The organism is Acidimicrobiales bacterium, from assembly GCA_041394265.1.
Taxonomy (GTDB): Bacteria; Actinomycetota; Acidimicrobiia; order Acidimicrobiales; family SZUA-35; genus JBBQUN01.
Genome location: JAWKIO010000005.1, coordinates 2,202,300 through 2,220,311, shown reverse-complemented (window position 1 = coordinate 2,220,311; position 18,012 = coordinate 2,202,300). Strand labels below are relative to the sequence as shown.

At 65.6% G+C, this 18,012-nt stretch carries 18 protein-coding genes; 9 read left to right on the top strand and 9 right to left on the bottom strand.

What is annotated here, in order from left to right; genetic code table 11:
* Positions 1-22 precede the first annotated feature (22 nt).
* From R2733_10910 to R2733_10890, 5 genes are all read left to right on the top strand, one after another.
* Positions 23-559 (top strand): hypothetical protein, encoded by a 537-nt coding sequence (locus R2733_10910; GenBank protein MEZ5377010.1) that lies wholly within the window; start codon positions 23-25, stop codon positions 557-559.
* Positions 560-569: 10 nt separating this feature from the next.
* Positions 570-1,262, top strand: a complete 693-nt coding sequence (locus tag R2733_10905) for a GNAT family protein (GenBank protein MEZ5377009.1) — start codon at positions 570-572, stop codon at positions 1,260-1,262.
* 80 nt (positions 1,263-1,342) lie between these two features.
* Positions 1,343-2,380 carry an LLM class F420-dependent oxidoreductase gene (locus R2733_10900; protein MEZ5377008.1) on the top strand — a complete coding sequence of 346 codons (1,038 nt, stop codon included), beginning with the start codon at positions 1,343-1,345 and terminating at the stop codon, positions 2,378-2,380.
* Entirely contained in the window at positions 2,380-3,138 is a 759-nt protein-coding gene (locus tag R2733_10895; protein ID MEZ5377007.1) for an enoyl-CoA hydratase/isomerase family protein, read from the top strand. The genes R2733_10900 and R2733_10895 overlap by 1 nt, the downstream gene beginning before the upstream one ends.
* A gap of 29 nt (positions 3,139-3,167) precedes the next feature.
* Positions 3,168-3,932, top strand: coding sequence for a lysophospholipid acyltransferase family protein (locus tag R2733_10890; protein ID MEZ5377006.1), 765 nt, complete (start codon positions 3,168-3,170; stop codon positions 3,930-3,932).
* 15 nt (positions 3,933-3,947) lie between these two features.
* Here R2733_10890 and R2733_10885 read toward each other — a convergent pair whose 3' ends face one another.
* From R2733_10885 to R2733_10855, 7 genes are all read right to left on the bottom strand, one after another.
* A complete protein-coding gene (locus R2733_10885) occupies positions 3,948-4,898 on the bottom strand; it encodes an ABC transporter permease (protein MEZ5377005.1) in 951 nt (316 codons plus the stop codon).
* A 15-nt stretch (positions 4,899-4,913) separates the two neighbouring features.
* On the bottom strand, positions 4,914-5,240 hold the full coding sequence (locus R2733_10880; protein MEZ5377004.1) for a pyridoxamine 5'-phosphate oxidase family protein: 327 nt from the start codon (positions 5,238-5,240) through the stop codon (positions 4,914-4,916).
* Positions 5,241-5,287: 47 nt separating this feature from the next.
* Positions 5,288-6,808, bottom strand: a complete 1,521-nt coding sequence (locus tag R2733_10875) for a glycosyltransferase family 39 protein (protein MEZ5377003.1) — start codon at positions 6,806-6,808, stop codon at positions 5,288-5,290.
* On the bottom strand, positions 6,805-8,001 hold the full coding sequence (locus R2733_10870; GenBank protein MEZ5377002.1) for a glycosyltransferase family 2 protein: 1,197 nt from the start codon (positions 7,999-8,001) through the stop codon (positions 6,805-6,807). The genes R2733_10875 and R2733_10870 overlap by 4 nt, the downstream gene beginning before the upstream one ends.
* On the bottom strand, positions 7,991-9,331 hold the full coding sequence (locus R2733_10865; protein ID MEZ5377001.1) for an NAD(P)/FAD-dependent oxidoreductase: 1,341 nt from the start codon (positions 9,329-9,331) through the stop codon (positions 7,991-7,993). The genes R2733_10870 and R2733_10865 overlap by 11 nt, the downstream gene beginning before the upstream one ends.
* Positions 9,328-9,891 carry a GtrA family protein gene (locus R2733_10860; protein ID MEZ5377000.1) on the bottom strand — a complete coding sequence of 188 codons (564 nt, stop codon included), beginning with the start codon at positions 9,889-9,891 and terminating at the stop codon, positions 9,328-9,330. Before R2733_10860 ends, R2733_10865 begins: the two co-directional genes overlap by 4 nt.
* A gap of 269 nt (positions 9,892-10,160) precedes the next feature.
* Entirely contained in the window at positions 10,161-11,075 is a 915-nt protein-coding gene (locus R2733_10855) for a 2-dehydropantoate 2-reductase (GenBank protein ID MEZ5376999.1), read from the bottom strand.
* 86 nt (positions 11,076-11,161) lie between these two features.
* On the opposite strand from R2733_10855, the gene R2733_10850 reads away from it, so the two are divergent.
* Positions 11,162-12,016 carry a crotonase/enoyl-CoA hydratase family protein gene (locus tag R2733_10850; GenBank protein ID MEZ5376998.1) on the top strand — a complete coding sequence of 285 codons (855 nt, stop codon included), beginning with the start codon at positions 11,162-11,164 and terminating at the stop codon, positions 12,014-12,016.
* A 647-nt stretch (positions 12,017-12,663) separates the two neighbouring features.
* Positions 12,664-14,244 (top strand): DUF389 domain-containing protein, encoded by a 1,581-nt coding sequence (locus tag R2733_10845; GenBank protein ID MEZ5376997.1) that lies wholly within the window; start codon positions 12,664-12,666, stop codon positions 14,242-14,244.
* Positions 14,245-14,256: 12 nt separating this feature from the next.
* Here R2733_10845 and R2733_10840 read toward each other — a convergent pair whose 3' ends face one another.
* Together R2733_10840 and R2733_10835 are read right to left on the bottom strand one after the other, a co-directional pair.
* Positions 14,257-14,772, bottom strand: coding sequence for a DoxX family protein (locus R2733_10840; protein MEZ5376996.1), 516 nt, complete (start codon positions 14,770-14,772; stop codon positions 14,257-14,259).
* Positions 14,769-15,191 (bottom strand): pyridoxamine 5'-phosphate oxidase family protein, encoded by a 423-nt coding sequence (locus tag R2733_10835; protein ID MEZ5376995.1) that lies wholly within the window; start codon positions 15,189-15,191, stop codon positions 14,769-14,771. Before R2733_10835 ends, R2733_10840 begins: the two co-directional genes overlap by 4 nt.
* Before the next feature lie 36 nt (positions 15,192-15,227).
* On the opposite strand from R2733_10835, the gene R2733_10830 reads away from it, so the two are divergent.
* The gene (locus R2733_10830) at positions 15,228-15,932 is read left to right on the top strand and encodes a PIG-L deacetylase family protein (protein ID MEZ5376994.1); all 705 of its coding nucleotides are present in this window, start codon (positions 15,228-15,230) and stop codon (positions 15,930-15,932) included.
* Positions 15,933-16,071: 139 nt separating this feature from the next.
* Complete coding sequence (locus tag R2733_10825) at positions 16,072-17,958, top strand: PhoX family phosphatase (protein MEZ5376993.1); 1,887 nt, start codon at positions 16,072-16,074, stop codon at positions 17,956-17,958.
* Positions 17,959-18,012: the final 54 nt, after the last annotated feature.

The window sequence follows — 18,012 nt, the reverse complement described above, 5'->3', positions numbered from 1 at the left end:
CGTCGAGCGCTAGTTTCGTGACGTGACCGACGTTCGTATCCAGCTCATCGACAAGCTCGTTGCCGAGGTCGGAGCGAACGGATTGGTCGACCGCAGTCTCCGTGAGGTCGCCACGGCCATCGGGTCGAGCCATCGAATGCTCAACTACCACTTCGGTTCACGCGATGGCCTCGTGCGTGCACTGGTCGAACGCGTCGAGTCGTCACAACGCGACCTCCTCCAGTCCTTGGCCGAGGAGATCCACGATCCGGCCGAGCTCGTGCGTGCGCTGTGGGACCACCTCGTGCAGCCGGAGATGCGGCCGTTCATCCGGCTCTTCTTCGAGTGTGTGGCGTTGACGGGCGGCGAAGGACTGACCGACCCGTGGATCGACGACGCCAGGCCGATTGCCGAGCGGCTCGGCGGCTCGACCGATGCCGACATACTGCGCCTCGGTGTCGCCGTGTCCCGAGGTCTCCTGATCGACGTGCTCGCCACCGACGACCCACGACCCGCAACGCGCTCGCTCGAGCTCTTCCTCGATCTGTGGTCGGCATCGTCAGGAGAACTCACGCAGTAGCGTCACCGCCATGGCCACCACCAACGAGTACGGGCAACCGATCGGCGACGACCTCGGATCGTGGACCCCGCCCGAACTTCCGTCGAACGAGACCGTGCTCACCGGCAACCACGTACGCCTCGAGCCGCTCGACCCCGACGCCCACGGCCCCGCCCTCTGGGGTGCGCTCGCCACCGTGCCCGACTCGCTGTGGACCTACATGTCGGTCGGCCCCTTCACCGACGAGGCCGGCCTCACGGCCACCCTCCGCACCTTCACCCAGCTGGCCAACTGGCAGGCCTACACCATCGTGGCCGCTGACGGGCCGGCGGGCTTCTGCAGCTATCTCCGCATCGACCAGGCGGGCGGGGTCATCGAGATCGGATCGATCGTGTTCGGTCCCGACCTCCAGCGCACCACCGCAGCGACCGAGTGCCTGTTCCTCATGATCGATCATGCCTTCGCCCTCGGCTACCGCCGCGTCGAGTGGAAGTGTGACGATCTGAACGAGCCGTCCCGGAGTGCGGCGCGCCGCCTGGGGTTCACCTACGAAGGCACCTTCCGCAAGGCAACGCACTACAAGGGACGCAACCGCGACACCGCCTGGTTCGCCATCGTCGACGACGACTGGCGACAAGTCCGCCGAGCATTCGAGTCGTGGCTGTCACCCGACAACTTCGACGACGACGGCGTGCAGCGGCGCCCACTCGCCGCCGGTCGGTAGCGGCCACCAGAATCGCCCGAACCGAGCCTGCGCCCTAGTGTGCGCTGCAGCACGCATCGCAGTCACACGAAGGCACGCACATGAAACTCAGCACCACGATCGGATTCGACGGCGACCCGCACCGCCTCGCCAAACAGGCGGTCGACCTCGAAGCCGCCGGCATCGATATGGTCTGGGGTGGCGAGATCTACGGCTACGACCTCGTGTCGACCCTCGCCTATCTCGCTGCGAAGACCACGCGGCTCGAGCTGATGACCGGCATCCTCCCGGTGTACTCCCGGAGCCCGGCACTCATCGCCCAGACTGCAGCCACGCTCGACGCCCTGTCGGAGGGCCGGTTCATCCTCGGCCTCGGCACGTCCGGCCCCCAGGTCATCGAGGGCTGGCACGGCTATCCGTTCGACAAGCCCATGGGCCGCACCCGCGACGTCATCGAGATCTGCCGCAAGGTGTGGAGCGGCGACAAGGTCACCCACGACGGACCGGCCTTCAAACTTCCGCTTCCCGAAGGCGAAGGGACCGGCCTGGGCAAGCCGCTGAAGTTCATGAACCGGGTGCCCGAGAAGGACATCCCGATCGTCATCGCATCGATCGGACCGAAGAACGTCGAGCTGACGGCCGAAATCGCCAACGGTTGGCAGACGATTCACTTCGTGCCCGACCGGTTCGAGCAGGTGTGGGGCGACTCCCTGGCTGCCGGCAAGGCGAAGCGTTCACCCGACCTCCCGCCGCTCGACATCATCGGCGGTGGTGTCGTCGCACTCGGCGACGGGCCCCATGTGGCCGAGGCTCGCGAGGCGGCGCGCGCCCACATCGCGTTCTACGTAGGTGGCATGGGTGCGAAGTCCAAGAACTTCTACAACGACCTGTTCAAGCGCTACGGCTGGGAGGAAGAGGCCGAGAAGATCCAAGACCTCTTCCTGTCGGGCAAGCGGGCCGAGGCCACCGCTGCCGTTCCCGACAAATACCTCGACCTTTCGATGCTGTGCGGTGACGAGGCGCATGTGCGCGAGCGGCTCGAGGTCTACAAGCGGGTGGGCGTCACCCATCTCAACATCACACCTGCCGGCGAGAACCCGCTCGACACGATCGAGACCATCAAGGCCTGGATCGACTAATGACCGAACACATCATCGAATCCGAGATGGTCACCCTCGACCGCGACGGCGAGGTGTTCATCCTCACCATGGTCGACGGGGAGAACCGCTGGAACACCTCGTTCACTCGCGCCATGGATGCGGCCCTCGATGCGATCGATGCCACCGACGGACCGGCGGCGCTGGTCACCACCTCGGCCGATCCGAAGTTCTTCTCGAACGGGCTCGATCTCGACTGGGTCACGTCCGAGGGTGAGCATCGCGGCGGCGATCGGAGCGTCTTCGGTCGCGAGTTCATGGCCTTCATGGCCCGCGTCATCACCTTCGGTGTACCCACGGTTGCGGCGATCAACGGTCACGCCTTCGGCGCCGGGTTGATGCTGTCGATGTGCCACGACGTACGAGTCATGCGCGAGGACCGTGGCTTCCTGTGTGCCAACGAAATGGACCTCGGCATGGCGATCCCCCACGCCGAGCTCGCCCTGTTCCGTCACAAGCTGTCGATGCCGGTCTTCTTCGAGACGGTCCAACTTGCCCGACGCTGGACCGGACCGGCTGCGCTCGAAGCCGGGATGGTGCAGCACGTCGCAGCGCAGACCGACGTGCTGGCGGCCGCCACCTCGATGGCGGCCGGCCTCGCTCGGCTGGGCAAGGACCGCGCCCTGTTCACCTGGAGCAAGGAAGCCATCTTCGGCGAGAACGCTGCCGTCGCCGGGGCCAACGGCGCGGCCTACATGCTGCGCCATCCCGACCTCTACCCTCGTTTCACCAAGGGCTGAGCCCGAAACGCCCTCCTACACTCGCTGGGGTGGAACGATTCCTCCAGAACACACTCGTCCGTTCGCTGGTCAGCGTGTGGGCATGGTTCGCCCTCGGTCTCGTCATCGTCACGTTCTTCCCTCTCGTCCTGATCACCCGCGTCGTGACTGCGCCGTTCGATCCTGGCCGCTACCACGCCGGTCTCGTCTTCCGGAAGCTCGCCGTGGCGCACCAGCTCCTCAACCCGCTGTGGCGCTTCTCGGTGTCGGGCGCCGTGCCGACCGACCCTCGCCGGCCCTACGTCGTCGTCGCCAATCACGAGAGCTTCGTCGACATCCTGCTGATCTCTCATCTGCCATTCGAGATGAAGTGGATGAGCAAGGAGACGTTCTTCAAGTACCCGCTCGTCGGCTGGATGATGCGACTGGCCGGCGACATCCGACTCGATCGTGGTGACAAGGCTTCGGCCGCTGATGCGCTCGTACAGAGTCGCGACCGCCTCGACAAACACGTCTCGGTCATGATCTTTCCCGAGGGAACTCGCTCCAAGACCGGTGAGCTCCAGCGGTTCAAGGATGGCGCCTTCCGTCTGGCGATCGAGTCGGGTGCTCCGATCCTCCCGTTGGCCGTGATCGGTACCCGTCATGCCCTGATCAAGCACGACTGGCGGTTCGGCTACAGCCAGGCCGAGGTACGAGTGCTCGACCCTCTTTCCACCGACGGACTCGGTCCCGACGACGTGGCCTCCCTGCGGGAGACGACACGCTCCACCATCGCTGCTGCGCTCGACGAAATGCGGAGCGAACGGACCTGAGCACCAGCTCTAGGTTCAGGAGCGACGGATCCGGGGATCGGCCCAGAGCAGCGCCAGGTCGATCAGCGCCGACACCACCACGTAGACCGCCACCGTGTAGAGCGTCAGCCCGAGCAGCATGTGGAGATCTCGACCGATGCTCGCTTCGATGAGCGACTGCCCGAGTCCACCGATGCCGAAGATGATCTCGACCACAAAGGCTCCGGCAACGACCGACGGAATGTTCAGGCTGAGCACACTCAGCAGGGCCACGGAACCCGGTCGAAGGGCGTGGCGGAACAAGATGTAGCGCCGGCTGAGTCCCTTGCCCATGGCGGCGGCGATGAAGTCCTCGCCGAGGACCTCGACGACTCCCGACCGCACGACGCGAGCGATGACCCCGATCTCGGCGAACGCAATGGCGACCGCCGGGATGACGATCCCGTCGAGGTTTCCGATCAGCGACTCCGAGATTCGCGTCCAACCTGCGGCGGGAAACAAGCCCAGCTTCACGGCGAAGACCCAGATCAAGATCGTCGCGGTGGTGAAGACCGGAAGCGACTGGGCAACGCTGAGCCCGGCGGTGAGCACCCGACCCGACGGCTGACCGTCGGCGGCCGCCGCCATCAGCCCGAGGGGCACGCCCGCCACCACGGCGAGGAGCATTGACACCAGGGCCAGCTCGAGCGAGATCGTGAACCGGTGCCCGATGTACTCGGTGACCACCACGCCACCTCGGGTCGATCGCCCGAGGTCGCCCCGGAGGGCGTCGGCGACCCAGTGCGCGTGGCGGATGACGAGTGGCTGGTCGAGGTGGAATTCCTCGATGATCGCTGCGTCCCGCGGGTCGTTCGGATTGGCCCCCATGGGCAGGAGGACGGCTTCGTAGCCGCCGCTGATCGACACCTCGATCGCCAGGAAGACGGCAAAGGTGGCAACCAGGCTCGTGAGGAGCAGCCGGGTGATGAACCGCCGAACGAACGCCACCGCCACCATCGATGTTCAGTCGGGTTGGCGGTGCCAGATTGCGCCGGTCGGCTCGACGACCACGTGACCGTCGTCGGCCGCCACCACGGTCGCTGTGCCGTCGACCAAGAGGTGCATCGCGCCGGGCTCGCTCGTCGGCCACAGCAGGGTGACGGTCGGACGTTCTCCGCAGTTTGCGGTGCTGCGACGCCCCGCCGACACGGTGAACGCTCCGTCACCGAAACGAACCGGGACATTGGCCGGATGTGGGGACTGGTCGTTGTTCGTGGTCAACAAGAAGCACGACGGTCCGAGTCCGGCGACGGCATCAGCCAGCTCATCCAGTGGCACCTTGATACTCATCCCCGCCACCCTAGGCGAGCGTCGTGGCGACCTCGAACGGATCCAGATCAGCCGACGTGTTCGTAGCGAACGACCAGACCGACGCCGAACGGATGGCGCTCGACCTCGACCATCGGCTCGTCGAGACGCTCCACGATCGGCGCAACGTTGTCGATGCCCTGGGCGCCCCACAGCACGACCCACAGATCGCCCTCGGGCGCCGCGATCGTGGTGTCGGGATACTCCTCGAGGTTGGGATGGCGAGGAGCGGTCCAGCCGAGTGCCGGAGCCATCGGACGGGCCATCGTGTCGGCGTCGCCGTTGATGAACGTGTAGTACTCGAACGGCGACTGGGCATAGGCCGGTTCGAAGGCGATGATGTCGGCGGGTGTCGCCCGCTCGGCCACGAAGGCGTGGAGCTCGTCCCAGGGGACGTCTTCGTTGCCGTAGCCCCCGAGTGTGCGTGCGCCGAGCAGCGCGGCGACGGCGACGAGCGCGGCCATCGACAGACGACGGTCGATTCGCTCCAACCGGACGGTGCCGGCGGCGGCCAGGACCATCACCGGCGGAACCAGCGGCACCGCGTAGCGAGCGGAGAAGTAGGCCCGGGAGAAGCTCCCGGCCGTGATCACCATCAGCGGCACCACCGCCCAGATCACGAACAGCAGGGTCTTCTCTCGATAGTCGGCGCGATCGTGTTCGCTCCGAAGATTGCCGAACGAAACGGCCTCGAACGCCGCGAAGCAAGCGACAACACCCGCACCCGCCACCGACAGCGACAGTGACGCGTTGATGTCCTGCGCCCCGAGCATGGCCATGACCATCTCGGCGAACCGACCAACGGTGAAGGTGCCGAGCCACTCGGTGTGATCGACGGCCTCGAACAGGGTCAGGTAGGCGAAGGGTGCGGCAAGTACCGCGGCCAGACTTCCTGCGGCAACGAAGTAGCGACCGACGACCTGACGGCGATGAAGCAGCACCCACAGCGCCTGACCGATCAGGACCGGAATGCCGAGGGGCTGGGCGTAGAGCGAGAGGGCAGCGAGCGCCCCGACCTTGAGCCATGCTCGTAGCGTGGCGGTCTCGAGGGCACGGTCGAGGGCGAACCAGGTCCACGTGAGGATGGCGGCGAGGACCGTGTAGGCCCGGCCTTCTTGAGCATTGGCGACGAAGGTGTAGGCGACGGCGAGGAAGATCAGCGCTCGAAATGCGGCGTCACGCCCGAGGCGGGGCTGCACCAGACGGTAGAGCGGGTACGGGATTGCCATCGCTCCGAGGAGCGCCGGCAGGCGGATGACCCACGGTGCGTCGCCGAACACGGCCGTGACGCCCCGGACCAGCAGGAAGTAGAGCGATTGACTGCCACCGTCCTCGCCGACCCCGATGCGGAAGGCCTCCCAGGAGCCGAGTCCCAGGCCGGCCGAGATCGACTCGTCTTGGCCGATGCTCCTCGCCCCGAGGAACATGCCGCCCATCACGGCGATGAGTGCCGTGGCGACCAGGACCGGGCCCCGCCAGGCGTCGGCCTGCTGTTCGTTCGTTGCTTCGTACTTCGTGTCCATCCGCCGGACATCTACCGCCATGGTCATCTTCGACTTCTCTTCGGACGAGACAGTTCGAGACCGAGACGGCCCCACGTGAATCGTTCATGGAGCAGGTAATTGGCGACCGCCGCCATGCCAATTGCCAGCAGGTTGGACAAGCCGGCGGCCCAGAAGCTGCTGTCGAGCCGCTCCGAGAGCGGGCCGTCCAACGCTTCGAAGACGAGCCCTTGGATGGCGAGCCCATAGAGGCTGAAGACCTCATAGACCGCCAGGCCCTTCCACCAGCGTTTTCCACGGTAGTTGGTCGGCCGGAACGAGAAGAGATTGTGTCCTGTGAAATTGAACACGATCGAGATCTGGATGCCGATCAGCAGCGCGATGAGCGCGGGGGCACCCAGGCCGAACGCGATCAGGAACGCGACCAGGTTGATCAGCAGGCCGACCGAACCGACGAGCGCGTAGCGAGTGAACTGAGCCGACACGATGAGACCGAAGCGCAGCTCGATCAGCGCGAGGAGGTAGTCGAGCACCACGCCGCCCGAGAGCTTGGTCTCGCCCTCTTCACGATTGCGGAAGACGTAACCGACCTCATCGACCTTGGGTTCGGACCGACTGAGGAACTCGAGGAGGACCTTGAAGCCGCGCGGGTTGACATCACCCTGGAGCGCTTCGTAGTGGTCGCGTGACATGACGAAGAATCCGCTCATCGGATCGGTCGCCTTCACCTGGAGCATCATGTGAGCCATGGCGGTCGCGAGCCAGCTCGCGAAGCGGCGTCCCTTGCCCCAGTCGCCATAACCGCCGCCTTCGACAGCACGGCTCCCGATGCAGATGTCGGCGCCGGCCAGCACCCGCTCGGTCATCTCCGGCAGGATCGCCTCGTCGTGTTGGCCGTCGGCGTCGATCACGCCGAGCACGCGCCCGCGGGCGGCACGCATACCGGCCAGCACGGCGGAACTGAGTCCTCGCTCGGTGCTTCGGCGGATGACGTGGATGCCGGGGTGGTCGGCCGCGTATTCCTGCGCGATACGCCAGGTCTCATCCGGGCTGTCGTCGTCGACGACGATGAGTTCGTGCGGGAGATCGGCCAGGGCTCGGTCGAGACGCTCGAGCATCGACACGATGTTGCCGCCCTCGTTGAACGTGGGCAGCACGATCGAGACGACGGGATCGGTGGTCGACGATTCCGCCATCACATCACCGAGGTCGCTGGCCGAGCCATCGACATCAGACGGCATTGCGAGTCTTCAGCTCGGCGAGAATCCGATCCGACATGTCGATGCCGTCCTTGACCGCGTAGTTGGTGCCGCGGTCCATCGGGTAGATCTGCGAGAAGTTCGCGAGCAGCACTCCCGGGCATGGCGTCTGATGGTCGGCCAACTTCTTCTCGAAGCCGATGTCGACGATGTGCTGCGAGTTGTTGAACTTGAAGACATGGTCTTCGACGATCTTGGACCGATCGAAGTGGGGGAACATCTTGGCCAGCTCGGCGTACCAGTGGTCGCGCATCTCGTCGTCGGTCGCCGTCATGTAGCGGTGCTCCGGCGGCACATAGTCGCCGATGTAGTAGACGTGCTTGCCACCGAACGACTCGGTGCCGATGAGTGCGGTGAGGCTCAGGAACACCACGAACGGAGCGTCCGGCGTGTTCACGTTGTGCCAGTAGAACGGCGACACTTCCTGCTCAGTGGCGAAGACGAGGAGCGCAGCCGACAGGTAGTCGATCGACTCGAGCTGCTGGAAGTACTCGGGGGCCGAATCGCGGCGATCCTCGATGAGGTTGGCCAGGATGCCCGAGGGCACGGTGGCGAGCACTCGATCAAACGATTCGGGAGCACCGCCATCGACGGTGACCTCCACCATGTCGGTGGCCTCGTTGTGGCGCAGCGAGGAGACCTTGGTACCGAGACGGACCTGACCGCCACCGGCGCGGACCTTCGACTCGAGCGTGCCGACGAGGGTGGCGAACCCGCCGTCGAAGTAGCCGAGCTTCTCGGCCTTCTCACCCGGTGCACGGGAGTCGACACGCTGCTTCACCCGACCCCAGAGCCAGGCCATGGTGACCTTGTCGTAGTAGCGGTCGAACTTGCCGATGAGCAGCGGCTGCCAGATCACGTCGGTGACCTGGTCGCCGGCGTACTTGCGGAGCCAGTCGATGGCGGTGATCTTGGTGAGCTTCTCCCAGTTCTTCACCTTCTGGAGGTAGAGAACGGTGACGCCGGCCCGGATCCGGTTGATGAAGCTCAGCGGCTTGAACTTGATCAGGTCGATCGGCGTCATCATCGGGTAGAGCGTGTCGTCGTAGTACGTCGACACCGAGCTCTCGTGGTAGGTGAGCTGATCTTCGAGACCGAGCTCCTTCACCAGTCCGAGCATGTGCTCATCGGTGCGGTAGAGGAAGTGGTAGGCCTTCTCCGCAGGCTGGCCGAGCAGCTCGAAGCCGCTGGCGAGACCACCGAGCTCGTTGCCGGCTTCGAAGATCGTGACGTCGACCCCCGCCTCGGCCAGGCGGTAGGCGGCCGTCAGGCCCGTGAATCCGCCACCGATGATGGCTACCTTCTCGCTCACTTCGATGCTCCGATCTCGAGGTCGTTCGTGTGTGTGTCGGATGGGTTCTGGACACCCTTGAGTTTCTGCTCGCGGAATGTGAGGCGAGTGTTCAGCAGGTACTGAAGGATGAAGACGAGGGGCAACGACACCAGCTTGGCAACGAACCCGGAAATGCCGGCCGACTCGGCGGCCCAGATGATCGCCTGGCTGGCGGCGAAGCCGATACCCGAGACCACCGAGAACGAGGCGAGACGGGCCAAGATGACGTCGGTCGTCTTGAAATTGATCGTCGCATTGAGAACGAAGCTCCACACGACCGACACCGGCACCGACACGGCATTCGCCGCGAGCGCCTGCCATCCCGCCACCTCGTGCAGCAGCGTGAACAGGCCGACATCGACCACGACGGCACTGCCGCCGATGAAGGCGTACAGGATCAGATGGCGCTGCTGGATCCACAGCTTGGCCAGCGTGCCTTTGAGACCCGGCGCCGCCGCCATGGCAACCAGACGGTCAGACGCAGCGGGCGTCGCTGATGGGGCACCGCTCGGGGAGCGTTCGCCGTCGGACTGGCTCATGATGATTCCCTCATCCTTCTCGAAGTCGCTGCCTCGACTTCAAACACAGGTATCTGTGAACGTATCGGCCCCTGGTCGTCTGGCCCCAGGGGAAGAACCACCCAGATCTGCTGCGTGTCGGTGGTTGTTCACATCGATCGAACCACGTCGACGGCAGGGTCGACGCGCTTGCATGCCGTCGAGCCGGGCCTCGACCCGCGCCTCGACGACACCCTTCCCATCGACCCGCAGGGCTCGAACATGAGCGAACGGTCGGCGTCGCTGTCGGGCTACTCCGCCTCGGTGGGCGCGCCGGCAGCCGGCGGTTCGCCCAGCCGGATCAAGGTGGTGAGCAGCCGGTTCAGCGGCACCTCGAGGCCGTGGCGGGCCGCCAGCCGCTGAACGACACCGTTGCGAGCGTCCCATTCGGTGGGGACTCCATGGCGTCGATCGACCACGATCGAGCTCAGGTGCCCACCGGCTCGCTGCAGGAGTGCATCCATGATTCGCTGGGACAGGTCGTCAGCCAGCAGGGCACCCTCGGCCCGACCGACCATGGCCACTTCGTCCATGAGCGCAACGGCGAGTTCCGCCGCTTCGCTGTCGCGAGCGAAGATCTCGTTCCCCGCCTCGGCGATGACACAGATGCCACCCGACGCGGCATTCAGCATCAGCTTGGTCCACGCTGCGCTCAGCCAGTCATCGGCGGTGACCACCGTGATGAACGACCCTTCGAGCGCAGCAGCGACCTCAGCGGCGCCGGGACCATTCGGGATCGTGAGCCGGGAGGCGGCAGAGACCTCGATGCGCCCGGGACCGGAGCGAATCGCCGGCAGCGACACGACGGCGGGGACGAGCGTTGCTTCAGGCGCGACGAGCGGCTTGAACCGTTCGATGTGCTCGACCCCGTTCTGGAGGATCACCACGATGGTCGATTCGTCGACCAGCACATCGAGCCACGGCTGAACCAAGGGTGTCTGGTGCGCCTTCACCGCCACGAAGAGCAGATCGGCCGGGGACGCCTGTTCCGGATCGTGCAGCGTCTGCACGGCGGCTTCGAGGGACATCTCTGGCGTGGTCAGCACGAGTGACTCGAATCGAGTGCGGACGGCCAGGAGCGGCTCGTGGCCGGCCTCGATGAGGGCACCGGCCACGGCCCCTCCGATGGCACCGGGACCGAGGACGGCGTACGGGTGTCGCTGCATGCCACCGATCCTGCCAGATCGCTCGGGCCCCAGCCCATCGGTGTGCGATGCTCGGTGGATTCGCCACCGGAGAAGGAGGCCACACCGTGGCTCTTGAGTGTTTTGCCGTCGAGACGAGCGACAAGGTCGCCCATGTCCGGATGATCCGGCCCGAGAAGAGCAACTCGATGATCGCCGCGTTCTGGCGGGAGCTTCCCCAGATCGTCGATGAGTTGTCGGACTCCGGTGGGGTGCGGGCCATGGTGCTGTCGAGTGAGGGCCGGCACTTCTGCTCTGGCATGGATCTCGAGGTCTTCTCGTCGAACGGCGAGGTGAGCGACGCCGGGCCGGCTTCGTCGGTCGGGTACCGCAGCCGACGCAACGAGCGGTTTCGCAGCACGGCGCTCAAGCTCCAGGACTCGTTCACGGCGCTGGAACGGGCACGCATGCCAGTGCTGTGCGCCATTCAGGGCGCCTGCGTCGGCGGCGGGATCGATCTCGTCTCAGCCGCCGACATGCGCTACGCCGATGCCACCGCCTTCTTCTCCATCGCCGAGATCAACATCGGGATGACCGCCGACGTGGGCACGCTCCAACGGATGCCCAAACTGGTTCCCGAGGGCCTCGTCCGTGAATTGGCCTATACCGGGCGACGCTGGAGCGCCGAAGAGGCCAAGGCGGCCGGCTTCGTCAACGCCGTGTTCGACGACCACCAGGCGCTGGTGAACGGGGTATTGGAGATTGCGACGGAAATCGCTTCGAAGAGCCCGATGGCGGTGTGGGGAACGAAGCAGACGATGCACTACACCCGGGACCATTCGGTGGCCGACGGACTGCAGTTCATCGCCAACTGGAACGCGGCGATGTTCGACACCGATGACATGGCCGAGGCCTTTGCCGCCAAACTCGAGCGACGGGACGCCGACTTTCCTGACCTGTTGCCGCTCAGTCGGGGCCTGTGACGTGACAGATCGATGAAACGCTGCCCCTCCCGTCGTGGTCGGGCGCCGAAGCGCCCCGACCACGACCGGAGAGAGTTCCAGGCCGCCTCGGTGCCTCGCCTCAACGGCCTGGACGGGGAGAAGGGTTGCCGTTGCGAGCGCAGGGACCGGTCGAACCAGGAAGTGGAGTGGCGGGTCGACCCGGACAGCGGAGCAGCGACGAACGACGGCCCTGAGTCGACCCACCAGACCGTGCCGAGACAACTCGGCACCACCATCAGACGGATGGTGTGGGGCGCCGCGTTCTCGGCCTCTGCAGCCACGGAGTGGCCGCAGAGTTCTGGGCCACGCCTGGATGGTTCGCAGGCATGATCCCGATCGAGAAGTTTTGACGATGCGCCGGTCCGACCAGTTGGCGAACAGGCAACCGGCCCACGGCACGCGCGAGCCTTGTTTCTTTCGGTATGGAACAAACCTAGCTGCTTGGACAAGGAGAGAAAAGCAATTTCTTTACGAAATCCCGACATTCGTCGCTCACCAGGGGAAACGGCCGACCCCCACGGGACTCACTGGCAGAGTCGTCCGCCTTCCAGCGACGGCCCGTTGGCACTAGAGTCCAGCACTGCGCTCCCGGGCGCGCTGCCGCCACCTGATCACGAAGGAGACCAGTGACGAGCCCCGCTCCCGACGAGCCTGCCCGACTCCGATCCCCACGAGTGTGGTGGCATCGCTACCTCGACCCCGAGGAACGACGCCGGGTCATGCAGGAGCTGGCCATCACCAAGCGTCCTCACTGGACGTTTCGATTTGCCGTGATGCTCGCCCTTGCGGTGGCCGTCGCGGTCATGGGACTGCTGGCCAACTCGGCGGCGGTTGTCATCGGCGCCATGTTGCTCGCACCGTTGATGATTCCCGTACTCGGGTTGGCCGCCGCGCTCTCGATGGGGCTCCCGAAGAAGATCCTCCTGCAGGCCAGCCGAGTTGGCATTGCCACGCTCGGGTGCATTGCGCTCGCTGCGGCGATGGCCGCATTGGTACCGACGAATGGCCCCTTCCCCGATGAGGTCATCAGCCGCACCAGTCCCGACATCAAAGACCTGGTCGTTGCGCTCGCTGCCGGGCTCGCCGGCGCCTATGCCACCGTGCGGGCCGACGCCTCGGCGGCCCTGCCAGGCGTCGCAGTGGCTGTCGCGCTGGTTCCGCCCTTGGCCACCGTCGGTATCACACTCGAGGCCGGCCGAAGTGACCTCGCACGCGGTGCGCTGTTGTTGTACGTCACGAACCTGGTGGCCATCGTCCTCGTCGGACTGGCCGTCTTCGTGGTCACCGGCTTCGTCCCGCCCCGACGGCTGGCCAAGACATCGACTCGACTCGTCGTCAGCAGCCTGGTGGCAGCGATCGCCTTCGTGGCCATCGCCGTCCTCCTCCTCGGCGCGACGCGGACGGCAACGGCGGAGGCGCAGCAGAACGAGAAGATCAACTCGGTGGTGCAGTCCTGGCTCGAACAAACTCCGGGCACCCGAATCACCGGGTTCGACCACGACGTCGACCTCAACCGGTTATCGATCGAAGTCTCGGGTCCGCTTCAGCCACCGGACAAAGACACGCTGCGGACACTCCTCGATCCGATCGTCGGCGAGGTGCTGCTCAGCGTGCAGTGGATCAAGACCGAGGAGGCGACCACCACCACCGTCGAAGTGACGACCACCCTGGCCCCGACCGAACAAGAACTCCTCCGGTCGTCCATCAACGAGGTCGTCGACGAGTGGCTCGTGCTCGAAGACAACGGCAACGGCTACGAACTCCAGGGCGTCTTCCTCGACGGCAACGCGCTTCGGGTCGATGTGATCGGGGTCGGGGAGCCTCCGTCGGTGAACGACCTCTCACAGATGTTGGCGGAGCGAATCGACACGCCGCTCGAGGTCGATGTCACCTGGGTCCGCAGGGAGCTCACCCAGCCGGGCACGACCGAACCCAATCCGCTCGAGATCCAGCGAGACGAGATGGCCGATCGCCTCTCGACCTTCGCCACGGACAACGGAGTCACCGTCTCATCGTTCGAGTTCGACGGCCAACGCGTCGAACTCGAGTTGGCCGGGCCGGTCGAGCCCGAGACCACCGATCTCGTGCTCGCGCTCCAAGCGGTCGCGGGTGACCCCGATCTTGTGGTCGACGTCTACTTCACCCAACGGGTGCGGTTGGAGACCACCACGACCACGTCGACGAGCACCACGACGACCGAACCGTGACTTATTGCGGCGTCAGCCCTCGGCCGGTGGGCGGTAGAACGCAGCGATCTGGCCGATGCCGGCGGCAACGCCGACCACCAAGGCAATGGCGGCGCCCACCAGTCCGTTGACGTCGTCGGTGAGGCCGAGCGCCTCATCGATCGACCACTCCCCCGGGCCGAGCCCGGCGATGGCAACAGCGAGCAGAGCGGTGACGAAGGTGTACTCCCAGCCATTCTTCACCACGGCGAAGTTCCCCCGGTGCACCGTGTAGCCGGCGACGACCATCACGCCGACTACGGCGGCCGCTGCGAGCGGTGTGACGAGGCCGAGCGCCATCAGCAAGCCGGCACCCATCTCGGTGCCGGCAGCGAGCTGAGCGTGCACCTTGCCCGGTTTCATGCCCATGCTGTCGAACCAGCCGGCCGTGCCGGCGATCTTGCCGCCTTGGAACTGCTTGGCATAGCCGTGCGAGAAGAACGTCAACCCGAACAGCACGCGGAAGACCAGCATGATCAGGTTGAAGTCACTGGTGGCAAGGTCGCTCATTCGGCACCGCCGTAATCGACCGAGCTCCAACGCTGCGGTTCCATCGAGAAGGCGATGCTGTCGTCGTCGCCATCTTCCACGTACTGGTCGCCCATGCTCGGCCCGAGGTAGCGACGCGCCATCGGCCGGGAATCGCGCTCGAGTTCGGCCGGCCTCGACTCCACGATCGGTCCCTCGACCGATACGTACTTGTAGGGCAATCGCTCCCGCTGGACGCAGATCGTGAAACGACCGGCGGCTTGGAGCAGCCGCGTCTTCTGCGAGTTGACGCCGGTGAGGACCTTGACGTGGCCGCCGGGCTCGTACGAGTACCAGATCGGCACCGTCACCGGTCCACGGTCGTCGGCCTCGATGCTGATGACGCCGACGTGTGGTTGGGCCAGGAACGCTTCGCGTTCGCTCTTCGACATGTTTGCCATTGGGCCATCATGGCCCCAAATCGTTAGCTTGGGGAAGTGACTCGACGTGTCCTCGCCATTGCTGCCCATCCCGATGACCTCGACTTCGGCGCCGCCGGTACCACGGCAAGCCTCGTGGCCAACGGCGACGAAGTGATCTACTGCCTCGTGACCGACGGTGACGCCGGCGGTTTCGACAACACGATCTCCCGCTCCCGCATGGCCGAGATCCGCCGCGAGGAGCAAACCGCAGCGGCCAGAGTCGTCGGCGTCACCGAACTGCACTTCCTCGGCTACCCCGACGGTCGGGTTGTCGCCGATCTGGAGCTCCGTGAGGCGCTCACCAGGGTCATCCGCCAGGTGCGGCCCGATCTGGTGCTCTGCCAATCGCCGGTTCGGAACTTCGACCGCATCTACGCCAGCCATCCCGATCACCTGGCCACCGGTGAAGCGACGCTCTCGGCGGTGTATCCCGATGCCCGGAACGAGTTCGCCTTCACCCGGCTGCTCAGCGAGGAACAGCTGGCCCCGCATTCGGTCCCGGAGGTCTGGATGATGGCCGGCCCCGACCTCGATCACTTCGTCGACATCACCGACCACATCGACGCCAAGATCGAAGCGTTGCTCTGCCACGAGTCCCAGATCCAGGACCCCTCCAGCATGCCCGACCGCATCCGTGACTGGGGACGACAGGTCGCCGAGCGCGCCGGGCTCGGACCCGGACGCATGGCTGAGGGATTCCGCCGCATCGACACCCGCTGATCCTCACACCCCGACGCCACCACCGAGCCTTCACGTCGCCTTCATCCCGCCGTCGCTCCGTCGTCGGTTGCCCGACAGGCGCCCGCCATAGGTTGCGGCCAACAGCGGTGTCGAGCCGCTGACCAACTGTGGAGGCAACATGATCGATCTGACCGACGAAGCCAGCACCCATCCGGGAACCACCGAATCGATGGCCGACATCGTCGATCGACGCCTGTCGCGCCGCAAGCTCATCGGCAGCAGCGGTGGTCTCCTCGCTGCCGCCGCGTTCCTCGGCGGAGGCCGCGGCAGTGCGCTGCGACCCACCGATGCCGACGCCCTCGACCTGACCGGACGAGCCATGAGCCCGCTGCTGGGGTTCGAGCCGATTCCGCTCGGCTTCGACGACCACATCGTGGTCCCCAAGGGCTATACCGCGCGAACCATCCTGCCGTGGGGTGACCCGATCGTGCCTGGCGGACCGGCGTTCCGGGGCTTGGCAAACACCGCCGAGGAGCAGGCGCAGCAGCTGGGGATGGGACACGACGGAATGTGGTACTTCCCTCTCGAAAACGGCGATGGGGGAAACCGTCGGGGTGTCATGGTCCTCAACCATGAGTACACCACCGACGACTTCCTCCACGAGGGTGGCACCGACGCCTGGACAGCAGAGAAGACGCTCAAGTCACAGAACGGCCACGGACTCACTGCCGTCGAGATCCGGGAGGTCGAAGGCGAGTGGGTCGTCGTGGACAGCCCGCTCAACCGTCGCTACACCGGCAATTCGCCAATGGCGATGAGCGGGCCCGCCGCTGGACACCATCTCCTCAAGACGGCCGCCGATCCTGCAGGCATGATCCCCTTGGGGACACTCAACAACTGCGGCAACGGCTACACCCCGTGGGGGACCTATCTCACCTGTGAGGAGAACTTCAACGGCTACTTCGGCTCGTCACTCGGTGACGCCTTCGAGCCTGACGACGCCCAAGCGCGCTACGGCATCTCGGCAGACGGTTTCGGCTACCAGTGGCACACCACCGATCCCCGCTTCGACGTCTCGGCACCGGGGAACGAGAACGAGGTCAACCGCTTCGGATGGATCGTCGAAGTCGATCCGACGCACCCCGACGCTCGGCCGGTCAAGCGCACGGCACTCGGCCGGTTCAAGCACGAGGGTGCTGCGGTCACCACCGCAGGCGACGGGCGGGTCGTGTGCTACATGGGCGACGACGAGCGCTTCGACTACGTCTACAAATACCTGAGCTACAACTCGTGGAAGGACGAGCTGTCGTGGAACCGCAGTCCGCTCGACCATGGCGAACTCTTCGTCGCCCGCTTCCTCGACAATGGGACCGGCTACTGGATTCCGTTGATCCACGGACACGGGCCACTGACCGCCGCCAACGGCTTCGCGGACCAGGCCGAGGTGTTGGTCAAGGCACGCCTCGCCGCCGACCTCGTCGGAGCCACCCCGATGGACCGGCCCGAGTGGACGACCATCGGCCAGGACGGCAATGTCTACGTCACCGGTACGAACAACACCCGGCGAACCGAGGAACAGGTCGACGCAGCGAATCCACGGGCCGAGAACGCCTGGGGTCACATCATCCGCTGGAAGAACGACCGAGACCACCTGAGCGTCCACTTCGATTGGGACGTCTTCGTGCTCGCCGGTCCGGGTGACGGCGTCGACGGTTCGACCGTACCGACCGAAGCCGCCTTCGGCTCGCCCGATGGCCTGTGGTCAGATCCCAGTGGCCGAATGTGGATCGAGACCGACGGTGCGCAGCCCGAGGGGGCAAATGATCAGGTGTTGTGCGCCGACCCCGCTACGGGCGAAATCAAGCGCTTCCTCAGCGGCGTCAAAGGTTGCGAGATCACTGGAATCACGATGACGCCAGATCAGCGCACGATGTTCGTCAACGTGCAGCACCCCGGCAATGGCGACCCGGAGATCTCGAGCTGGCCGTCCGGCGTTACCGGTGATTTACCCCGACCTGCCACAGTGGTGATCACCAAGGACGACGGAGGCACGATCGGCAGTTGACACGCCGGTGCCTCCACGGCATCGCCCGTCTCTTGCGCAAGAGTTGGCCGGTTG